At 38.9% G+C, this 22,309-nt stretch carries 13 protein-coding genes; 6 read left to right on the top strand and 7 right to left on the bottom strand.

The window, feature by feature from the left end; genetic code table 11:
• Position 1 precedes the first annotated feature (1 nt).
• Genes SanaruYs_RS01260 through SanaruYs_RS01240 form a run of 5 tightly spaced genes read left to right on the top strand, consistent with a single transcriptional unit; the run spans position 2 to position 7,156 of the window.
• Positions 2 to 1,006: an AAA family ATPase gene (locus SanaruYs_RS01260; protein ID WP_127120695.1), complete on the top strand. Its 1,005-nt coding sequence runs from the start codon at positions 2 to 4 to the stop codon at positions 1,004 to 1,006.
• Position 1,007: 1 nt separating this feature from the next.
• The gene (locus SanaruYs_RS01255) at positions 1,008 to 1,904 is read left to right on the top strand and encodes a DUF58 domain-containing protein (protein ID WP_127120694.1); all 897 of its coding nucleotides are present in this window, start codon (positions 1,008 to 1,010) and stop codon (positions 1,902 to 1,904) included.
• Positions 1,901 to 3,130 carry a BatA domain-containing protein gene (locus tag SanaruYs_RS01250; RefSeq protein ID WP_127120693.1) on the top strand — a complete coding sequence of 410 codons (1,230 nt, stop codon included), beginning with the start codon at positions 1,901 to 1,903 and terminating at the stop codon, positions 3,128 to 3,130. Before SanaruYs_RS01255 ends, SanaruYs_RS01250 begins: the two co-directional genes overlap by 4 nt.
• Positions 3,127 to 5,391 carry a hypothetical protein gene (locus SanaruYs_RS01245; protein ID WP_127120692.1) on the top strand — a complete coding sequence of 755 codons (2,265 nt, stop codon included), beginning with the start codon at positions 3,127 to 3,129 and terminating at the stop codon, positions 5,389 to 5,391. The genes SanaruYs_RS01250 and SanaruYs_RS01245 overlap by 4 nt, the downstream gene beginning before the upstream one ends.
• Entirely contained in the window at positions 5,384 to 7,156 is a 1,773-nt protein-coding gene (locus SanaruYs_RS01240; protein ID WP_127120691.1) for a hypothetical protein, read from the top strand. The genes SanaruYs_RS01245 and SanaruYs_RS01240 overlap by 8 nt, the downstream gene beginning before the upstream one ends.
• Here the strand turns inward: SanaruYs_RS01240 and bglX are convergent.
• From bglX to SanaruYs_RS01205, 7 genes are all read right to left on the bottom strand, one after another.
• On the bottom strand, positions 7,153 to 9,459 hold the full coding sequence (bglX, locus tag SanaruYs_RS01235) for a beta-glucosidase BglX (protein WP_127120690.1): 2,307 nt from the start codon (positions 9,457 to 9,459) through the stop codon (positions 7,153 to 7,155). The genes SanaruYs_RS01240 and bglX overlap by 4 nt on opposite strands.
• A 10-nt stretch (positions 9,460 to 9,469) precedes the next feature.
• Entirely contained in the window at positions 9,470 to 11,110 is a 1,641-nt protein-coding gene (locus SanaruYs_RS01230) for a glucoamylase family protein (RefSeq protein WP_127120689.1), read from the bottom strand.
• Between the two features lie 55 nt (positions 11,111 to 11,165).
• Positions 11,166 to 12,059: a LamG-like jellyroll fold domain-containing protein gene (locus tag SanaruYs_RS01225; protein WP_127120688.1), complete on the bottom strand. Its 894-nt coding sequence runs from the start codon at positions 12,057 to 12,059 to the stop codon at positions 11,166 to 11,168.
• 97 nt (positions 12,060 to 12,156) lie between these two features.
• Positions 12,157 to 13,689 carry a RagB/SusD family nutrient uptake outer membrane protein gene (locus tag SanaruYs_RS01220; RefSeq protein ID WP_218022338.1) on the bottom strand — a complete coding sequence of 511 codons (1,533 nt, stop codon included), beginning with the start codon at positions 13,687 to 13,689 and terminating at the stop codon, positions 12,157 to 12,159.
• Between the two features lie 20 nt (positions 13,690 to 13,709).
• On the bottom strand, positions 13,710 to 16,685 hold the full coding sequence (locus tag SanaruYs_RS01215; protein ID WP_246011808.1) for a SusC/RagA family TonB-linked outer membrane protein: 2,976 nt from the start codon (positions 16,683 to 16,685) through the stop codon (positions 13,710 to 13,712).
• Positions 16,686 to 16,977: 292 nt separating this feature from the next.
• Entirely contained in the window at positions 16,978 to 18,888 is a 1,911-nt protein-coding gene (locus tag SanaruYs_RS01210) for a 7TM diverse intracellular signaling domain-containing protein (RefSeq protein ID WP_127120687.1), read from the bottom strand.
• A gap of 51 nt (positions 18,889 to 18,939) precedes the next feature.
• Positions 18,940 to 20,313 carry a glucoamylase family protein gene (locus SanaruYs_RS01205; RefSeq protein ID WP_127120686.1) on the bottom strand — a complete coding sequence of 458 codons (1,374 nt, stop codon included), beginning with the start codon at positions 20,311 to 20,313 and terminating at the stop codon, positions 18,940 to 18,942.
• A gap of 145 nt (positions 20,314 to 20,458) precedes the next feature.
• Here SanaruYs_RS01205 and SanaruYs_RS01200 point away from each other — a divergent pair, with 145 nt between their 5' ends.
• A complete protein-coding gene (locus SanaruYs_RS01200; RefSeq protein ID WP_127120685.1) occupies positions 20,459 to 22,213 on the top strand; it encodes a discoidin domain-containing protein in 1,755 nt (584 codons plus the stop codon).
• The last annotated feature ends 96 nt before the right edge of the window (positions 22,214 to 22,309 follow it).

The following is a 22,309-nucleotide window of genomic DNA, read 5'->3' as shown; positions in this document are numbered from 1 at the left end:
TATGACGAATGATTTAATTGAAACCGAGAAAAACGTAGCCTTGCTCACAAGCAAACTTCAGGCGCTTAAAAAAGAGATTAAGAAAGTAATAGTAGGTCAGGATGAAATTATTGATCAGTTGCTGATAACTTTTCTAGCGGGTGGACACGGTTTGTTAGAGGGTGTTCCTGGCCTGGCCAAAACGTTAATGATTCGCACCTTATCAGAAGCCATTGATCTTCATTTCAGGCGAATACAATTTACACCTGATTTAATGCCTTCTGATATTATCGGAACTGAAGTGTTAGAAGAAGACCACGCAACCGGTAAGCGCTTTTTCAAATTTAACAAGGGTCCCATCTTCGCTAATATTATTTTGGCAGATGAAATCAATAGAACATCTCCCAAAACACAAGCGGCTTTACTAGAAGCCATGCAGGAGTTTGAAGTAACCTATGCCGGTGTTACTTATCCCCTGGATAAACCCTTCTTTATTCTGGCTACACAAAACCCGATTGAACAGGCAGGTACCTTCCCTCTACCTGAAGCTCAGTTAGATCGTTTTCTACTCTACATTAAGGTAAGCTACCCAACGTTAGAAGAAGAACTGAATATTTTATCACAAACAACAGGAAGTAAAAAAGGAAGTGTAGAAAAAGTAATTACAGCGCAGGAGATTATCATGCTTCAGAAATTTGTGCGAGAGATTCACATCAGTCAGGAGTTAATTGAAGCGGTTGGTAAACTTGTACGTGCTACCCGACCTAATGAAACACAGGATGCTTATGTAAAAGAATGGGTACGCTGGGGTGCCGGGCCACGTGCCGGACAAGCTATGATCTTAACTGCCAAGGCACGTGCTATTCTACAAGGAAGATTAGCCGTTAGTCCTGAAGATATTAAACATGTTGCCTACCCTGTTCTGCGACATAGAATCTTAATGAACTTTAAAGCTGAAGCTGAAAATGTAAGTTCAGATTCCGTATGCAAATATCTTTTACAAAACAGCCAGATAAAGCTGACCTAACGTGGACGCGCGCATTAAAGAACTATTAAAACCAGAAATCCTCAATACTGTCAACGGTCTAGAGTTGGTAGCGCGCGTTATTGTAGAGGGCTTTATGAGTGGCAGCAATAAAAGTCAGGCGGTGGGTGCAGGGCAGGAATTTAGTCAGTACAAAAATTATCAGGCTGGTGACGACCTAAGGCAATTGGATTGGAAATCGTTTGCCAGAACAGAAAGGTACTACATCAAGCAAGCCGAGATTGAGACTAACATTACTGTAAAATTTATAGTAGATGCCAGTCAATCGATGGCCTATGTTGAAGAAAATATCAGCAAGCTTCAATATGCAAAAGTGCTTACTGCCGCACTGGCTTACCTGGCCAGAAAGCAAGGTGATTCTATTGGGCTTTCTATTGTTAATGAAAGTCAGATTAAAATATTGCAACCACGGTTTGAACAGCAACAATTTGTACGCTTCCTGTATGAACTCATCAATATAAAAACCTCTGGCACCTGGAATCGTTCAAACCAGCTTGAACAACTATTCGATCATCACGGTAAGGAGTTAATCATTTTTCTAACCGATCTGTATGATGATAATGGAGATCTGCTAAACTTTATTGGCCGACTCAAGACACCCAGAAACGAAGTTGTTGTTTTTCATCTTATTGGTAAAAAAGAAAAGGACCTAAGTTTTGAAGGTTCATTTACTTTTCAAGATATGGAGACACAAGTGCGAACTAAAGTAAATACTAACACACAAAGAGATAACTATAAAAAGAAATTTGCTGAATGGCTGGAACAATCCAGAATCTGGATGCTTGAAAAACAAGTCTCTTATTATCCAGTAGACTTATTAGATTCAGCTGATACTATTCTGCGAAACTTTTTAACCAACCGTAAAAGGTTACAAAGATGATTGGATTTAGTAACCCACTTATGCTTTGGTCACTACTCTGTTTATCCATTCCGCTTGCTATACATTTATTGAGCAGAAAGGAAGGTAAGGTAATTATGATTGGCAGTGTACGCCACCTGGAAGAGAGCCCTTCTCAACAATTCAAAGGCATAAAACTCAATGAATACTGGTTGCTGATGCTACGATCGCTCCTGATTATTCTGCTTTCATTTTTTCTGGCTGGTGCCCGCTATACGCCAGAAAGTAGTAATACCAAAAAATGGTTAATTGTTGAAAAAGCACTACTTAAAAAAACTGTTGTAAAAAACCTGATTGATAGTTTTTCAGCTGATGATTATGAAATCCGTTTTTTAGCAAAAGATTTTCCATTATTAGAAACAAACGATAAAATTATTCCAGCTGATTATTATAGCTTACTTGAAGCACTTGAGAATCAAAATATCAGCAAAGGCATTATTATCAGTAGTAACACAGCTTCATTCTTCGATGGAGATGCGGTGAGTTTACCAGCAAATATTCAGTGGTTAAGCATTGCTCCTGATCCGACAAGTTACTTAGTAAGCAGCAGATCAATAAATAGCGACAGCTTGATGTTACGATACGGTTATAGTGATGCAGACCTAACCTACTTCAATAATAAACTAATTCATAAAAATGATTATAAGGATAGTTTAGCCATTACTAATCCAGATACACTGAAAATCAGTATCTACGCTGAAACCAACTTTCAATACGATAAAAAGATTATTGAAGCTGCCTTAAAGGTCATTCAAAAATCGTTTAGAATACCCATCACCAAGCAAAATATTATAGATAAATCAGACTATAAGAATAATGGTTGGCTCATATGGCTTTCCAATGAAACTGCGCCAACTTGTGATTGCAATATTATCTACTTGAAGGAGCAGGCCTATACTGGACTTATTAAGAAAGTCAGCGCTTACCAGTGGGCGCTAACGCAAAGGTTGAATCAGAAAGTGGCAACACAAGAACACCTCACCCTAGATTTAGCTTCTCTGTTTATAAGCACAGAAGCCTTACGAAAAAGGGCTCTTGCTTTTGATGCTCGATTTTTATCTGACTCACTGGCTTTTGCATTTCCAGCAAATGAAAAAGTGGCTGCCTTTTCCCCAATCGTGTATCAATCTTTAAATAATATACTCTTCATCCTGTTCTTCAGTTTATTCGTAATTGAAAGATTGCTATCCTATATCCGAAAACAATGACGCTGGAAAATGTACGATATTGGTTAAATCAACTCAGCGCTAGACAAAAACTGGTGTTGTTGCTGCAATCTTTAATGAAAGGAACGGGCTTTGGTGTTTTATTTTTTGCCTTGACACAAGCATCCGCTGTTTCTTTTACCCTCAGTCTTGTTCTAACTATTGTCTTTACAATAATGTTCGTAGTTGTATCCCTTTTATTATCAAAAATATGGGTGATCAACAACAACTTTGTTAGTCGTTCCTTAAATCAATTGTACCCGCAATTGCAAAACAGCACAGACCTAATACTCTGCGAAACGCAGAATTTGTCAACACTGCAACAGATTCAGCAATTCAGGGTTATTGAACTCATTGCTACGCATAGAGATTCACTTAAGCTTCCGAATGACTTATTGAAATCAGCAGGACTCTTTTTCCTTTGTCTGCTCAGTGCATTTTTATTAATGCGGAATCAAAACAGTCATGGAAATGATTTTATAACTCGTCTGGAGGAAAATAATGCAGACCAAGTCAATGCTTCCTTTACCATACCAACAATAGAAACGATTAAAATAAATATAACACCACCCGCCTACACGCAAATCAAGCCTTACTCCTCTCCTTTAAATAATGTTTCTGTCCCTGAAGGAAGTATTATTAATTTCTGGCTGCGTTTTAATCAATCTATAGAATCAGCAAGCCTCATTTTTTCCGGAAAAGATAGCCTTCATTTAAAGTCGATCGAAAATCAGGTTTTTGAAATAAGCTTCACCATGAAACAGGATGCGTACTTTCAACTGGCCTGGAAAAGTAAAAGCTGGCAACAGAGTGATCTCTACCCCATACGCGTAGTTAAAGACAATAGCCCAGTTTTAAACATCACTAATCTTCAACAATTTACTGAGCTAACCTGGGAAGATTCTCCTCAAGTTATGCTACGCGCTAACCTGCAAGACGATTATAGCATAAGCAAAGCACAGATTATTGCCACTGTTAGTAAAGGCAGTGGTGAGTCGGTGAAATTCAGGGAAGAGAAAATTAATTTTACTTCACCTACATCCATCCACGGTAAAAACATAGCTGCAGAAACGCTACTGAACCTTAAAAAGTTAGGTCTCGAACCGGGGGATGAACTTTACTTTTATATTGAAGCATTCGACAACAAAACAACTCCTAATCGAAGCCGGACAGATACCTATTTTATTGCTGTACAAGATACCAGCGAAATGATTACAAGTACTGAAGAAGGATTGGGTGTAGACCTGATGCCCGAGTACTTTAGAAGCCAACGACAAATAATTATTGATACTAAAAAGTTAATCAGAAATAAAAAAGGTTTGTCCGTTGCGGATTTTAAGACCACCAGCAACGAACTTGGCTACGACCAAAAAGTGCTTCGTCTAAGATATAGTGAATTTATGGGTGAAGAATTTGTCTCAGGTATAGGTCCGCAGGTTAGTCAGGAAGATATTGGAGCAATAGAAGATCAAGATGTTACCAAAGAATTTGGTCATGTGCACGATAGTGAAAACGAACATAATCTTGTTGAGCATAAACATGAAGAAGAGCACAATCACAAGCATGAAGAAACTAATGATCCAGATAAAAAGCTTAGTCCCTTAGAAGAATTTGTTCATGCGCATGATGATGCGGAAGAAGCCACTTTTTATATACAATCAGTTAAAGCTAAGTTGAGGGCGGCACTTACGCTTATGTGGGATGCTGAATTGCAACTCAGACTTTTTGAGCCAGCGAAGTCCCTACCCTATCAATATAAGATTCTGAAGCTCTTGAAAGAGATTAGTAATGATTCCAGAATTTATGTTCATCGTACGGGGTTCGATCCGCCACCAATTAAAGAAGATAAACGGTATATCGCTGATCTGAGTGAAGTGATCAATCCTACAAAACAGAGTAATTCCCTAGAGCAAGATAAGTACAAAGCCATCCAGCAAGCCATCACCTTGCTTCAGGCAAGTAAAAGTATTGCTACTAAAACCTTTACCACAAAAGAAATTCAACTTTTACAAGTGGCAGGAAATCAAATGGCTGCCCTTTCCAAAGACGATCCAATACAATTCCTGGAAGGATTGAAAGGTTTATCGAAACTGGTAAATGGTAATTATACAAAAGATGAATTTATAGCGATAGTCAGTGCAACAGAAAAAGCATTATGGGAGGCCTTACCTAACAGCATTCAAAAGAGCTCCCAAAAGCAGTTAACTCAACATTCGTTGGATAGTGATTTTATAAAAGCCTTAGAGTATCAGGAAAATGACTGACGAATTTTTAAATTTTAATCCTTTATTTAATATCAGTTGGCTATTACCAATACTATTATTAGTAACTGTATTATTAATAGTATTAGAATGGATCAAAGCCAAACGGTTTATAATATATAGACTATTAGCCATTAGCATTGCTATGATTTCTTTGGCCATGCTTCTGTTTAGACCATCATATCTTACTAAAGATAAATCTGATCAGTACCTCGTCTTAACCCCTAACTATCCAACTCATGTTGTTGATAGTCTCTTACAATTACATCCGGAATTAATGGTGGCTAGCTATGGCGATAGCAGTAAGCGGCAGTCAACTCCGCAAATTCAAACACGACAACAACTTAAAGATTTGGATGGCAAAATTGCCTTTATTGCAGGTGAAGGATTAAGTAAGTCATACTTCAATTTGCTTCAGCATAAAACATTCGGCTTTTTACCAGCAACAAAACCCATTGGAATTATCGAAATTACACTTCCTATAAACACCTTTCCCGGACAATGGTCTAGTATAAAAGGAAGAATTAACATTCAGGAACCCACAACGCTTCAACTAATAGATCCTGCCGGAAAGATTGATTCCATAAATTTTAATCAAACTGGCGAACAAGATTTCACCTTTCTTTTGCTCCTTAAACAAGCTGGAAATGTGTTGTATACTTTACAAACAATAACAAGTTCAACTGAAGAAAAATTTAGCATCCCACTGAAAGTTAGTGAACGGGAAAAACTTGAAATACTCATGCTTCAACTGGCGCCTTCTTTTGAAATACGTCAACTTAAAAATTTTCTTGCCGCTCAGGGTCATGGCATTCAGATTAGAAGTCAACTGTCTAAAAGTAATTTCAGTTATGAAAAAGTCAATACAGACAAAAAACAGATTTCAACAATAACTAATGACGTTTTAAAAGATTACGATCTGCTGATTCTTGAAAACGCAACACTAGAGCAACTTTCACGAATTGAATCCGAGGCCATTACTAAGGCGACAAATGCAGGATTGGGTGTGCTCCTGCTAATGAATCAGCAAGACAATAAAAACAAGTATGCTAAAAGTCTGATGGATTTTAGTATGATGAAGGATGATCGGGATACTGTTCATCTTTGGTTTTACGGAACAACGAAAAAGCAAATAATTAAAAAACTGAAGCAAACGATTGAACCAAAACAGCATATCATTCCAGTCTTGGTTAATGCAAATGAAATACTTTCTGCCTATCGTTACCAACGCTTTGGCAAAGTAGCCATCCAGCTGTTAAACGAGACTTACCAATTAAGACTCGCTGGAGACTCAACAGCTTACGCTAATATCTGGAGTGACTTGATTACGCTGACTAGCAGACAAAAAATAAATAATACAGATATTACTCTAACTGATGAATTTCCTTACAATCTCAAAGAGTCCATACAGTTTAGTGTAATAACCAATGAAGAAAAACCTATACTTTATTACGAAGGAAAAATCGCTCCTCTCATGGAAGATGTTCTCATCGATAACCTTTGGAGTGCTATAATCCACCCTCAAAAAACAGGGTGGAATTCGGTACAACTAAATGATAGTACACAATATGATTTCTATGTTTCCAGTAAGGAAGAGTGGTCAGCTTTAAAGCAGCAGCAACAGCTGAACTTACATCAAGCTGAAACTGTTGGACTCAACTATTCAAACCATGAAAAAGTAAGCAGGTATAACGATATCCCCAGTTATCTTTTTTATTTAACCTTCTTACTCTCCATGACTTTCTTGTGGCTGGCGCCTAAGCTTTAACGCAATTCAAAACTGGCTCCGTTCTTTGTGTTGGAATCACCACCAACATAAACTTTAAACTCACCAGGTTCGGCTGCAAATTTTAATTGTTGGTTGTAAAAAGATAGTTCTTGTTTACCAATGGTAAAACTCACCTCTTTCGACTCCCCTACTTTCAACATAATTTTTTCAAAGCCTTTAAGTTCACGAACTGGTCTGGTTACGCTACCCACTACATCCTGCACATAGAGCTGTACGATCTCTTCTCCATCTCGGGAGCCTGTATTGCTAACCGTGCACGTAACCGTTATACTTTCATCTTGAGCGATGCTTGTGCTTGAGAGCTTAACTTCTTCATAACTAAATGTTGTATAGCTTAAACCGTATCCAAATGCGTATAGGGGCTCGTTAGATACATCCAGGTAGTTCGACTTAAACTTTTCAAACCACTTTCCTTCTGCTAGTGGTCTTCCTGTTGTTCTGTGGGCATAGTAAAGCGGTACCTGTCCTACGTTTTGCGGGAAGGTAGCCGTAAGTTTACCTGATGGGTTAACATCTCCAAAAAGTACATCGGCAATTGCATTACCTGCTTCTGTACCGCCAAACCAAGCATTAACAATAGCGGGTACGTTGGCATTCTCCCAGGTAATCGATAAAGGCCTTCCATTAAACAATACTAATACAACTGGTTTACCTGTCTTTAATAATGCTTTCAACAATTCTTGTTGTGTATCTGGAATTTCTAAATTGGTTCTGCTCGAAGATTCACCACTCATTTCTGCTGACTCACCAAGCGCTGCCACAATCACGTCTGCTTTGGCAGCAACACGCAAGGCTTCTTGCAATAACTCTTGCTCTGTTCGACTATCGCGATGAAGCGTCTTACCAAACATGGTGGCTCTTTGTTCAAAGCTATCATCCTTGGAAAGATTAGAACCTTTTGCGTAATGCAAAGTAGTTTTATCACCCAAAGCATTTTGCAAACCTTCACGCAACGAAACAGCTTTCATAAAATCAGTCGCTACTGCCCAAGTGCCTACCATGTTTTCTTTGGCATCTGCCAAGGGACCAATCAGGGCTATGGATTTGTTTTTGGTTAAGGGTAAAATATTCTTCTCATTCTTCAATAAGACAATGCTCTTCGCGGCAGCCTCTCTGGCGAAGGCCCTGTTTTCCGGTGTAAAAATTTCGTTCGCCCTGCTTTCATCGCAATATTTATATGGATCATCAAATAAGCCAAGTTTGAATTTAGCTGTCAGTATTCTCCTGCAGGCTTCATCAATTTGTGCCTGTGTTACTTTTCCTTCCTCTAAGGACTCTTTCAATGTTGTAAGCATGCCCTCACCCACCATGTCCATATCAACTCCGGCATTTAACGATTGAGCAGTTACTTGCTGTAAGTCGCCAATGCCATGGGCCACCATTTCATTAATAGAAGTATAGTCCGTTACTACAAAGCCATTAAAGCCCCATTGGTTGCGTAGCACATCCGTTGTAAGCCATTTATTGGCAGAGGCTGGTACACCATTAATATCGTTGAAGGAAGTCATTACACTTCCCGCTCCTGCCTCTACAGCGCCTTTGTAAGGCAACATATAATCATTGAACATGCGCATTTCGCTCATGTCTGTTGTATTGTAATCTCTGCCCGCTTCTGCCGCTCCGTATAAAGCAAAGTGCTTTACACAAGCCATAATGGTGTTGTTTGCAGTTAAGTCATCTCCCTGGTAACCCCGCACCATGGCTTTGGCGACATGATAACCTAAAAACGGATCTTCACCACTGCCTTCAGCAACGCGTCCCCAACGAGGATCTCTTGAAATATCCACCATTGGTGAGAAAGTCCAGTTAATGCCGTCTGCACTTGCTTCTATTGCAGCAATTCTTGCGGTGTGTTCGATCAAATTCATGTCCCATGTGCTACTGATTGCCAATGGAATAGGAAATTCTGTTTGATAACCATGAATGACATCCATACCAAAAATCAATGGAATCTTTAATCTGCTTTTTTCTACCGCTATTTTTTGTATCTCTTTAATGCGCGATACTGATTTGATGTTAAAAAGCCCGCCCACCAAACCTTCTTCAATTTTCTTGGCAATGTCAGAATTACTCGCCTGACCAGTTACAAAATCACCAGCTGAAGGTAGATTCAACTGACCAATTTTTTCCTCGAGGGTCATCAGTGCCATTAGCGAATCAACCTTAGCATCAATACCTGAGCTAGGTTTTTCGGATTGTGTACAAGAAGTTATGATGGTAACAAAAAGACAAGCGATAAAACTTATCCATACAATTGAGCGAAGGGGACTGTACTTAATCATTAGTCAATATTTAATTGGACGTATCCGTAAATTCAAGTTTAGTAAAGCCTTCCTGTACTTCAGGGGCTGACATAAATAAATCCCACAACAAACCTGTTCTGTGATTTTCAATCATAACAATGATTGGTCCCTGGTCGATTGCTAAGTATGAGTTAGCAAACCAGGCTTGTGTCAAATTAAAAGAATCATAAAATCCATACTCACCCCATGTGCGATCGCCTAAGGTATAGTAGAAAAACTTTAATGCTTTCATAGACTCCGTTGGTGTATACGGAAAAGAGGACAAGGCAGCAGTTGGAGTAATTACACCAAGATCGTTACCAGGTGAATGGGCATTATAGCCATTTTGATTATCACTACTGGTTAATCCCCAGCACTCATCACTATACCCAACATAATTTCTTGGGTTAGCAATGCAATGTGCCTGATTAATTAAACTAGCATTTACATTTTGTTCCCAGTAGTCAGCATAACCGTCTGAAAAATGAGGATCAAGGCCTAAATAAGAATAGTGAACCCAAAATAAAGGAAATAAACCTCCGAGCTTTAAGGGTATATTATAAAAAGTATCGTTGCGAACGATGTTGCCATTTCTGGCAAAACCATTTGTGTATACGCTTTTAGGAATGCCATGCGTTGGTGAGGCAGCAGCTAGAAAATATGTAACCTGCTGTTCGAAGTAACCTGACAATTGAAAATTCATATCCCAATTAAAGTTGGGAGACCAATGCCAGTACAAAATTTCTTCATTGTTCTTACGATACCAGTCCCACTCTACTTCATAATATAAATCAGTGATTCGATTAATCAGGTTGTTGCCGACTGTATCGGTAGGTTGTAAATATTGACGAAATGTAATAAGGCCTTGTACAAGGAAAGAAGTCTCTACTAAATCACCACCATTATCTTTAGTGCTGAAAGGTACTACGGTACCCGTGTTACCATTGATCCAATGCGACCAGGCACCATGAAAGCGATCTGCATCTTCCAGGAATGAAACAATTTTATTCATCCTCTCTACAGCTTGTTGCTTGCTTATAAAATTCCTTTCTGCGCCAACAATTAATGCCATAATACCAAAACCAGAACCGCCACTGGTAACAATATCACCCGAAGTGTTCCGTTCACGCGCCATACCACTGGTTGGATGTGCAAAGTCGTAGAAGTATTTGAATGTTTGTTCTTGAACTAAAGTGAGAAGTTCTTCATCGGAGATACGTGGAAATTTATCAGTTTCATCAATCTCAGTTGTGAAGCTGTATTGAGAATAAACGGTGTATTCTCTTTTTGATTTAGCTTTTAGTGTAGCATCAATATAAATATCATGTTTTGATAATGATTTTAAAATGCTATTTGGTACTATTTGTAATGTGCTGTCTCCGTTAATTAAAGAAAATTCGCATTGAATTGTATTTAGTTTTTCTTTTAGTACAACTGCATTTTGTACTGAAACGATGTCTATTGGTTCAGAAAAACTTAACTGTATTACCGGTGTCAGTGAAACAGCGTTAATAGCTGATGTTGACTCAATTCCATCTATAGATATACTCGTAAGTGTAAAATTGGAGGCACCTGGATTTTGATTCTCCTTTTCATCACATGATAATAGAAGAACTATTAAACTGAAAACTAAGAGACTTTTTTTTTGCATTAAAAATAAATAAAAAGAGCAGAGAGCTTCGCTCTCTGCTCTGAATTAAAAAAAATTATCTACCGGCAGTACCAAGGTTAAATAATGCAGTTATTTCTGCATCAGATAAAGCAGTGTTATATACACGTACGTCATCAATTAATGCGTTTGCCAATACATTGAAGCTTCTATCAGGGGCACTTGCAAAACCAACATCGTTATGCGTTAAGCTACCAAAGATTGCTCTTGCAGGGGTTCTCATAACCAATGGAGGTGTTGTTCCGCGGTCACTATATGCACCTATATTAGCACCATCACCAAAAATTTCAAACTTATGGGTAGTGCCATTCCAGCGTGCTACATAATGTGCCCATCTTTTAGCGCCAAGAAAATGCTGACCAACATCACCATTAACTGTTGTGATGTTATCCTGTAAGCTGGTAGCTCCTCCATCTAATAACGTCTTAAGTAAAGGCTTAAGCATTAATGTATCAGATGTTGGTAAATAATTACCTGTTTCGGCAGCCATTGTTATGTTACCCCAGATGTCAGTATCATCCTGGTGATTGATCGCAAAGAAAGAAGTGAAACCCTGTTTAGCAGTGCGCTTATTTCCTTGAACATTAACCCACATACTAACAGTAAAGTTACTAAGTGAATTAGCAGCACCGATATTAGCAATACTAGGATATAAGACAGCACCACTAGTTAACTTAAGTGCCTTGCCAACTTGTCCATCTGCAAAGCTAACGGCACCTGCTCCACCATATTCGTTCGAAGGTGCAGTGTTTGACAAACGTTCAACCTTTGTATCATCAAAAGTCCAATGAGCCTTTAAATTTTCAGTTGCAACTTCATTCGAATTATTGTAACCATCAATTGGCGGAAGTGCTTCCTCATCATCGCAAGAAAACACAACAGCACTTCCCAGTGCAAGTGCTGAAAGTAAAAAATAATTAATCTTCTTCATTTTTAGTTTGTTTAAATTTAATTGTTGTTCTCGTTTAGTTTAATTGATAAAAGTCATTTGGAATAAGGTGATGCCCTGCATTTTTGGACCATAATTTTTAATAATTATTTTGAGTTAATAAACCACCACTTAAAATAATTTGAGAATTTGGTATAGGTAGTAACTCATGTTTACCTGCAACAAAGTTTGTTTTACCAGCTGCCATCATTACCTGTGCTGCCCTGCCTTGCCTTACTATATCCCAGAAGCGATCGTGTTCCATAGCAAATTCAATGTGTCGCTCTTGCCAAATGTCGTCAATAGTCACACCACTTTTAGGTGCTAAACCTGCCCTTTCACGTATTTCGTTTACTAGTGCATCGGCATCACCTGACCCTCCACCATTTACAATAGCTTCAGCATGCATCAGTAGAACATCTGCATACCTTAGAATCCTTATATTCTTAGGTCTGTTTTTTGGTTCAGGACGGGCAAATGTCTCCATCGTTCTGCTGGTATACGCTTTATAATTGTAGAATAAATTCTGAACTGAATCAGAACTTGGTATTCTAAAGCCATCCCACAACGTGGTACCTACGTGTGTTCCTGAATTATCAATGGCAATCACAGTGGCGTCTTTGCGAAGATCACCTGGTTCATAAGCACTTAACAAACTAGCTGAAGGATTATTAAAGCCGAAACCCAAATCATCCCAACCTCCTGAGCCACCTACACGTGGCCCCTGACTAACGATATAATTATCTATTGCCAGGTTTTCATTATTAAATTGTCCTGTCTGGATTTCAAAAATTGATTCAATGTTGTTATCCCCCACTTGTCTCCAAATGGTAGCGTAATCTTCAACCAGATCATACTGACCTGATTGTATTACATCATTAGTTAAAGCATATACCTGAGGCCACTCGCCTCTGTACATGTGTACTTTAGCTAGCAAAGCCTGTGCTGCCCCTTTGTTGGCATGGCCCATTTCGCTTTGGCTCTTGATCAATAAATTATCAACAGCATATTGCAAATCGCGTTTGATGCTGTCATATACTATTGCTACGTTGGCTCTCGTCTGAAAAGCAGGATCGGTATTGGCATCATTAGCGTCCACCGGAACACGCAATACCAATGGAACGTCACCAAACATTCTCACTAAGTTGAAGTAAATATAGCCCCTGATAAAGCGCACCTCTGCCATTAACTTCTTACGCTCTGTATCATCTATAGCTGCAACTTTCAAAGCCTTTAAGGCTTGGTTTGTTGCGCCAATGCTATTGTAATGTCCACTCCATAATGATTCAACAAATCGGTTTGTGGGGGTTAAAGTAAAGTTGTCTATATCGCCAATGGGTACTGCCTGATCACCAGCTGTACTTCCTTTGTCCGCGTCATCCGATATAATGCTGGTTACAGAAATAAAGCCCCATCCATGTACATCACCATTTCCAAATGCATCACCTTGCAATAAGCTGTGGTAAGCGCCAGTAACCAGTCTTTCACCTAGCTTAGGATCAGTTTCCGTTGTTACTCCTCCCTGAACTTTAATATCTAGAAAGTTGTCACTACAACCGAGAATCAACAGGCCAATAACAACAACTATAACTGCTTTCATTTTATAAGAGTATTGATTAGTCATCTTCTTCATATATGATATATGCTTAATCATTAAAAACCAACATTTATACCCAGTGCTACCGTGCGTGTTGTCGGGTAAGCACTTAATTCAATTCCAGAGCTAATAGGGTCACCTGGTAGCTCAGGTGTAAAACCGCTATATTTTTTCAGCGTAAAAAGATTTTGAGAAGTAACAAAAGCACGACAAGTACTTATCCTTACTTTTTCCAACATTGATTTTGGGAAAGTATATCCAATGGTCAGGTTGTTGATTCTGACAAATGAACCTGATTCAACAAAATACTTTGATGCTAATTGATTACCAGTATTCGCTCCAGGTTCTGTTTGCGATCTGTTCGCAGCGGTCCATCGATCGTATACTACTGATTTTTCTACATTATCACGACCTTCAACTCTAACCGCTTTCTTTCCATTATAAACTTCATTGCCTACGTTTCCATAAAAGTCGATACTAAAATCCCAGCTCTTAAAGTTTACTGAACCATTTAGACCAAAGTAAGCTACTGGTTGATACGATCCTGCAAAGACACGATCCTCATCATCAATTCTTCCATCACCATTTACATCCTCATATTTAAAATCACCAGGCTTTGCAGTGGGTTGAAGAGGATCTCCATCATTGTTTATATAACTATTAACTTCACCTGTGGTATTAAATACACCTATTTGATTTAATACAAAGAAACTCCCAACAGGCAAACCATTGTCAGTAATTGTTGTAAAACCCTGTGCAGCGCCAATAGAGCCTCCACGAATAGCACGTCCACCATTCAAGCCAACAACCTTATTTTCGTTAAAGGTTACGTTACCTCCTACCGAGTAGGATAGATTCTCATTAACAAGTTTCTTCCAGTTGAGTAGTACTTCAACGCCTCTGTTTTGAATGGTTGCCGCGTTAGTGAAAATGATGCCATCTGCATCTGCTCCGGTTCTGGGGAGTGGAACACTAATCAACGCGTTTGCTACTTTCTTATCATAATAATTTACCTCACCCGTTAACTTGGATTGGAACAACCCAAATTCTATAGCCAGATCGTATTCCTCTGTAATTTCCCATGTAATATTAGGGTCTATGTTTTGATTGATCTGTACACCAGGAATAGCCGGAACTAAAACACCACCAAACGGATAAGGCTTGTTCTGTTCTACTGATACAGTATAAGCATTAGTTGGAATCTGATCATTACCCACCTTGCCGTATGAACCGCGCAATTTTAAAACGTCAAATATATTCTGGTTTTCCATGAAACCTTCCCTATGGATCTGCCACCCTACACCAAATGATGGAAATGTCTGCCAGCGGTTAATTTCTGGCAGTCGAGAACTGCCATCTATCCTAACAGTGGCAGTAAACAAGTATTTTTCGTTGTAGGAATAATTTACCCTTGACAAATATGAATTGCGTGCCCAAGCATCTCCACCACCGTTGTTTTGAGAGGTGTTCGCATCGCCTACACCTATGTACCACAAATCCGGATCAGCTGGGATATCATTTCTATTGGCTGACAAAAAAGTGAAGTTTAATTTTTCTGCAGTTACACCAGCCAATAATGTCACATCATGTTTGCCTAGTTGTTTGGTAATAGTTGCTGTATTATCCCAAACCCAACGGAAAGCCTGTGAGTTTTGCACAATAAGAGAACTTTGTGCACGCAATTGATTACCCCCTGCAACTAGGAATGTGTTTTCATCAGCATTAAACTGGTAGTAATAACCTCTGTTCAATGAATTTCTCCAGTCAGCACCTAATGACGAACGAAAAGTCAACCATTCAACCGGTTTGTATGAGAGAAAAGTTGATCCTTGTAATCGATTTTCATTAACCCTAATGCTGTTATTATTCAAATCCAACAATGGATTACCTACATTTTGATAAGCTGAAGAATTACCATAACGACCATCTTGGATACTGGTTATTATAGGTGAGGCTCGGTAAGCGTTATTATAAACCGAACCCACGTTTCCAAAAGCATCTATATTAATGTTACCAAAAGCATTTTCATTAATGCTATTTCCAAAGGAGGATTGAAAACCAAATTGAATTTTATCACTTAATTTATAATCATTGTTAAAGCGTAAGGTAAATCTTTCAAAGTCATTGTTGAGTATAATCCCCTGATCAGATAGATAACCTGCATTGAAAAGGTAAGTAGCTTTATCTGTACCGCCTGAAACTGAAATATTATGGCTCTGTTGAAAAGCATTTCTTAAAATAGTACCATACCAATCGGTATCATAAGGTGAAGCGGGCGCTGGATTACCTGTTGCTGCTTGTATATAATTGCTGTATTCAGAAGCATTGGCCATCTCGACAAGGTTAGCCGCTTGCCTGAAACCAATGTTATTGTTATAACTAATTTTTAAATCACCTGATACTCCCTTCTTTGTGGTGATAATAATCACCCCGTTGGCACCTCTTGATCCGTAAATTGCCGCTGATGAAGCATCCTTCAGAATATTCATATCAACGATGTCTGCAGTATTGATGTTAGAAATATCATCGGTCAATACACCGTCTACTACATACAAAGAAGTTGTACCACCCAATGCTGTGCCTACACCTCTAACACGTATTTGTGGAGAGCTCCCTGGTTGGCCGCTACTGATAATCTGGACACCAGCAACTTTACCCTGCATAGCTTGGGTAGCTGTAAGAACAGGTTGCTTTAATAATTCATCGCCTTTTATATTGGCAGTAGATCCAGTTATATCGCTCTTTTTTTGAACTCCATAACCGACCACCACTATTTCCTCTAACGTCTTAGTGTCCAACTCAAGTTCTACATCTACCACTGTTCTTCCCTGAACCGGCACCGTTTTACTGGTAAATCCTATGAAGGAGAAAACCAATGTTTCTTCCGTGCCTGATAGATCCAGGCTATATTTTCCGTCCAAATCAGTAACTGTACCGCGACTGGTACCCTGAACAAGGACGTTAACTCCAGGAACAGGCTGTTTGTCTTCAGCGGAAATGACCGTTCCGGTAACCTGTCTATTTTGTGCCAAGGCCGAATTGAGGCTCAAAAGGCAGAAAGCGAAGGAGAATATTCGGTAAAAAGGCTTCATTCGCATTGAGAAATAAGGTTTAATGTCTTAAAGCGAAATGAAGTTAGGACAGAGTCAAGCTTTTTTAAACATTTTTCAGCTCAAATGATGATTTATGCAATCGAATTCGGTATTTATTCGTTAGGATAATTATCGCTTTAAAAACATTAAAAAATAGGCCAAATAAGACAAAATGTAGTACAAACGTTTGCGATATGTCGCTAAAAAAACATGAACTTCGAAATGAGTTGCCTCAGGCAAGATTCCTGACTTTTTCTGATTTTTTGATAGTCTCCGATCCTCTTTTTGATATCAATATGACCTCCTGCCAACGACCTGAAGATGGCCTGACACCTTTGCTTTCGAGCTCCTGTAACCTTTCTGACACCTTGTTTTTGAAGGCCCAAATGGTGTTTAGGCGTAATGCTAATACGTGAGAAAGGGTATCGAGGGTTAGGTCTTTACGGCCAGAAACGGTAAGGTAGGCGATGTAAAAAGCTTTATCTATCGGGAATTTAATGCTGTGAAATATGGTGTAGGCTGTAATAGATTCATTATATCCACAACGTGTGCACCGTCTGGCAAATTTCTGCGCACCATCAAAATGCTTATCGTTAGCACACTTCTTACACGCATAACCTCGCTCCCATTTCAGGCTTTCTAAAAAGCGGTAGCAGGAAAGATCGTCTGGATACAAGGTCTGAAACTGATCATAATCCATGGCTCTCTCCATAATACGATCGTTCAACACTTCTTTAATACTGTTTTTTAATTTCCAGTTGTCCAGATCCAGCATGGAGTTAATCTGATTGATCTCTGTCGATTGTTTTTCAAGCCGTGTATTGATCAACTCTAACTCCTGATTTTTGTGGTTCAATTCAGTAGTTCGTTCCTGTACTTTATTTTCTAACTCACGATTAACGGTATCCTTTAACTGCATGTTAAACTCATGCTGTTGAATAATTCTGCGCAACGCTCTGTCTCTATTATCTTTTAAAATCCGGATACGATCACCCAAAGCAAAAGTAAGGAAGAGCATTTCTACACCAAACGAAATATGCAGACTGTAATGCAATAAGATGGTGAATGGCAAGATATTAAAGTGTACTAATGTACGAAGGAAGAAACCCATGAAGAGTATACCATAGGCAATTACAAAGAAACGGGCAGGTTTATAATTACCCATCCAAACTTTTATACCACTATAAAAAATCAGTGACAGTGGAATGATCTCAAGATTTCTATAGGTGAGAAAGGAAGGAAAAAAGAATAAGGCTATAAGGAAGAGAACCGTTCTGGCGATAATCATTCCAAGTATGGCCCTGTCAAGTTCAGGGGAATTGGCGCGTGTGCTTAAAAATTTTCGTGTAAATAAAAGTGCCCAAATAATTAACGAATACAAGGCAAATCCTGTCGCATAACTATTGAGCGCTGGTAATTCAGGCCATAAAAACTGAAACCCTATACCATCTAAGCTTGCAGCATACAGTGCCACACTCAGTATATAAAAAATGTAATAGATGTTTTTTATTTCCCTAATGGCGAGATACACCAGGAAGTTATATAAGCTAATGATAATGATCATTCCATAGAACATTCCATAAAGCAAATACTCATTGAGTGCATAATAAACAAAACGGTTTACTGATCGAAAAACAATACGTATATCGGCAAATTCATGCGATGTAACTTTGAAGTAGCAGACAACCGTTTCATTTGAAAACATATCAACCGTGGCTTCGAAATTCTTGTGCAATAACACACGCTCCGCGAATGGATGTTTGTCTCCGGTATAAACACTGGAGTATTCACCATTTTTGGAGGGAACGTGTATCTCTAAATAGTCAATAGATTGATCGTAGAACTCAATTAACCACTTCTTCTTACTCTCAGCATTTAGTTTTATCGGAAACTTAACCCAATAGGCAGTATTGATATTAAAATCTGTATTCTGATAATCGCTGTGTCTTTTAAACCTGGATTGAAACGCTGTCTTGCTTACATCTTCAAGTGTAAGTGTGTTGGTTGAATCGATATAGTACTCAAGGTCGTTTAGTATGTAAATTTTTTCGTCCACTTGATCCGATACCTGCACAACTGATTGTGCCCATAGGTTTCCTCCTATGCTGAGTAAGCAAATCAATATAAAAATCCTTCCCCTCATAACACTAAACTACAAAATTATTGCCTTGCTACGCAGTCATTGGTAATACGACTATGGCTTATCTAGCCATCCTCCTGAAAAGCCTGCCTTTTTCAAGCCATTGATGATGTATGGATTCTTCTTCATTAGATTCCAGACAAGCTCACTTCTATAGTTTTCGGCCTGAATCAAAATGGGCCCCTGGTCAATTCCCAAATGATCTGTATCTACCCAGCCTGTGCTTCCATCTTTATTCTCAATAGACAGATTGAATGCATCTACAAAACCGTAACGTGTATAAATTTTATCTCCATACTGTTCATACATGGCCTGCAATGCAGGTATACAAATCTCCGGTGCAAAAGCAATTGAACCTCCAGCGGCAGTTGGTGTAATCGTTCCGTCATCATCATTATAATACTGTGCAGCACCCCTTGCATGGTAGCCCATGAAGGAAATGTTGGGGTTTATCTTGTTGGAATTACCAGGACCATCACATGCGGTTAGCCCCCATATATTAGGCGAGTAGCCGGTGTAATGACCTGGATTTGCCATACAATATGCACGATTAGCATAAGTAGCACGTTTACTATTTTCAAAATAATCAATGCCTTTATCTTTCATGTAAGGATCATAAATGCCTCTGAAATCAATATACATTTGTGAGTACTGATGCCCAAACAGCGGGCCGAAGTTGACATGCTCCTGTCCATAGTAGTTTGCCCATTGATAAGTGCTCGTCCAGGCTGTCCAGCTTTCTGCCGGTATTGTATGTGTTGGTGATCCGAGTGCTAATACGTAGAGGATCATCGCTTCATTATAACCCTTCCATCTGCTTTCGATAAAACCCTTTTCAGGATGCCAACCCATTGTCATGGTCTGCTCATTGTTCATAGCCCAGTCCCATTCGATAGCGAGATAAAGTGAATCAGCAATTGCTCTGATTTGTTGTTCCTTCTCATCATCACCATCGAAATAACTTTGTGCTGATAAAATCCCTGCCATTAACAAACCAGTATCAATGGTAGACAATTCAACATCTCTAAAACGATGGCCGGTTTTCATATCAATAAAATGATAGAAGAAACCCTTATAACCTACTACCCCACTAGTTGAATCACCTTTAGGTAGCTGATGCAGGAATGTAATTGTTTTCAACACTCTTTCTGCAGCTTGCTCTCTGGTTATGTAACCTCTTTCAGCACCAATTAAATAACTGGTAATACCAAACCCGGTAGCAGCAATGCTAGAAAAACTAGGGGTTGGCCAGCGATCTGGAATTTGTGCAGTATTACTGTCTGCTGTTTCCCAAAAGAAATTAAAGGTGTGTTTAGAAAGTGAATCCAGAAAAACAGTCGAATCACCACTTAGACTTTGCTGTTTTGGCTGACAAGCAACAACAAGGAGAACAAAAATGGTGACAACTGAATGAACAAGTAAACGCATAGGAAGAAATTTTTAAAGCGACAATATCGGTACATTTTCAATTAAGTAATGATAATTTTTTTCAACGGTGGAAGCAGCGTGGTTTAGTCGAAAAACATTGGAAATACGTTGATAAGCAGCGACCTTAGCTGTTCAAAGTTCTTCTATGAAAAAGATTCTCATTATTCTACTGTTGACCATAACAATACATTCTTCAGTGCTATTTGCTCAACGCCTCGACCAGAAGACTTATTGTAATCCCATGGACATTGGTTATCGCTATAATTGGGAGCAAATCAACAAGAAAATTTCATATCGTTCGGGAGCAGACCCGGTCATCATCACTCATAAAAATGAATACTTTTTATTTGTAACTATATCAGGTGGTTATTGGCATTCGCCAGATTTAATTAACTGGAAATACATTGTACCATCGCGCTGGCCGATGGAAGACATGTGTGCTCCTGCTGCAATATCAGTGCGCGACACACTTTATCTCTTTCAATCTACCTTCGAACAAAGACCTATTTTTTATACTACAACACCGGAAACCGGAAAACTCTCATTTTTTAATAGATGGCTACCCGCTTTACCCAAAGATGTAGGCCCGTGGGATCCTGCATTGTTTTATGATGAAGACTTGGACAAGTGGTACATGTATTGGGGATCATCAAATACATATCCTTTGTATGGGGCAGAGTTAGATAAAAGTAAAAACCTTGTATATAAGTCTGACTACAAAGCCATGCTCAAACTACACCCTAACTTACACGGTTGGGAAAGATTCGGTCAGGATCATAGAGACACGATTAAACCTTACATGGAGGGTGCGTGGATGACTAAGTATAAAAATAAATATTATTTGCAGTATGGCGCACCCGGTACTGAATACAATGTGTATGCTAACGGTGCCTATATTGGTAACGATCCGCTCGGGCCTTTTACCTATGCTAACTATAATCCTATTTCGTATAAGCCAGGTGGTTTTGTAACCGGAGCCGGGCATGGCAACACTTTTCAAGATAATTATGGCAACTGGTGGAACACCGGTACACCCTGGGTGGCCGTAAACTGGAACTTCGAAAGGAGAATGGCTATGTTCCCCGGTGGATTTAATGAGGATGATGAAATGCATTTCAACACACGCTTTGGAGATTTTCCCCATTATATGCCTAAGCAATCTGTAAAACATGATGAATCTCTCTTCACAGGTTGGATGCTACTCTCCTACAAAAAGAAATGTATTGCTTCTTCAATCAAAGAAGATAAACATGCAGACTTAGTCAATGATGAAAACCCGCGAACTTTTTGGGTGGCCGAAAGCAACAAAGCCGGTGAATGGCTGCAAATGGATTTAGGTGCTGCAAAAAATATAAAAGCTTTTCAGGTTAATTACACTGACTACAAATCTGATCTCTATGATAATGATGAAAGTGTTTACCTACAATTCAAAATGTATGCTTCGGCTGATGGTAAAAACTGGAATGAAATTTTTAGTAATGCCAACAAGAAAGAAGACAGACCCAATGCCTATATAGAACTTGAAAAGGCTGTTGATGCTCGGTATTTAAAATTTGAAAACATTTATGTGCCTACACCGAACTTAGCCATAAGCGACATTCGCGTTTTTGGTAATAGTGGTGATGCATTTCCCAAAACTCCAGGCAAGTTTAAAGCTACACGGATGGCTGATCAACGAAATGCCACAACAAGTTGGGAGCCTGTAAAAGGTGTAACAGGTTATAATATTCGCTGGGGCATTGGCGCAGATAAACTGTATCAAACGTATCAGGTTTGGGCAGATCAACCAACATCTCTTGAAATAAGGGCGCTGACACTCGGTCAAAAGTATTATTTTGCCATCGAAAGTTTTAATGAAGAAGGAGTTTCGACTTTAAGTAAAGTAATGGGGCCTATATAAAATTTTTAGATTTTAAATTTCAAATTGAAAATTCAAAATTTGAATTGTTTGTAAAATTACCGAGCATAATACTGATTAAACCAAAACTAAATAAGC

Origin of the sequence: Chryseotalea sanaruensis (genome assembly GCF_003990915.1) — a bacterium.
Classification (GTDB): Bacteria; Bacteroidota; Bacteroidia; order Cytophagales; family Cyclobacteriaceae; genus Chryseotalea; species Chryseotalea sanaruensis.
Note: the sequence above shows the minus strand (reverse complement) of the source record. Positions and strands in the feature narration are given on the sequence as shown.

Bases quoted from the DNA above. Each gene is read 5' to 3' on its own strand.
- SanaruYs_RS01260 (WP_127120695.1), top strand. From the start codon at position 2: ATGACGAATGATTTAATTGAAACCGAGAAAAACGTAGCCTTGCTCACA.
- SanaruYs_RS01250 (WP_127120693.1), top strand. From the start codon at position 1,901: ATGATTGGATTTAGTAACCCACTTATGCTTTGGTCACTACTCTGTTTA.
- SanaruYs_RS01245 (WP_127120692.1), top strand. From the start codon at position 3,127: ATGACGCTGGAAAATGTACGATATTGGTTAAATCAACTCAGCGCTAGA.
- SanaruYs_RS01240 (WP_127120691.1), top strand. From the start codon at position 5,384: ATGACTGACGAATTTTTAAATTTTAATCCTTTATTTAATATCAGTTGG.
- bglX (WP_127120690.1), bottom strand. From the start codon at position 9,459: ATGATTAAGTACAGTCCCCTTCGCTCAATTGTATGGATAAGTTTTATC.
- SanaruYs_RS01230 (WP_127120689.1), bottom strand. From the start codon at position 11,110: ATGCAAAAAAAAAGTCTCTTAGTTTTCAGTTTAATAGTTCTTCTATTA.
- SanaruYs_RS01225 (WP_127120688.1), bottom strand. From the start codon at position 12,059: ATGAAGAAGATTAATTATTTTTTACTTTCAGCACTTGCACTGGGAAGT.
- SanaruYs_RS01220 (WP_218022338.1), bottom strand. From the start codon at position 13,689: ATGAAGAAGATGACTAATCAATACTCTTATAAAATGAAAGCAGTTATA.
- SanaruYs_RS01210 (WP_127120687.1), bottom strand. From the start codon at position 18,888: ATGAGGGGAAGGATTTTTATATTGATTTGCTTACTCAGCATAGGAGGA.
- SanaruYs_RS01205 (WP_127120686.1), bottom strand. From the start codon at position 20,313: ATGCGTTTACTTGTTCATTCAGTTGTCACCATTTTTGTTCTCCTTGTT.
- SanaruYs_RS01200 (WP_127120685.1), top strand. From the start codon at position 20,459: ATGAAAAAGATTCTCATTATTCTACTGTTGACCATAACAATACATTCT.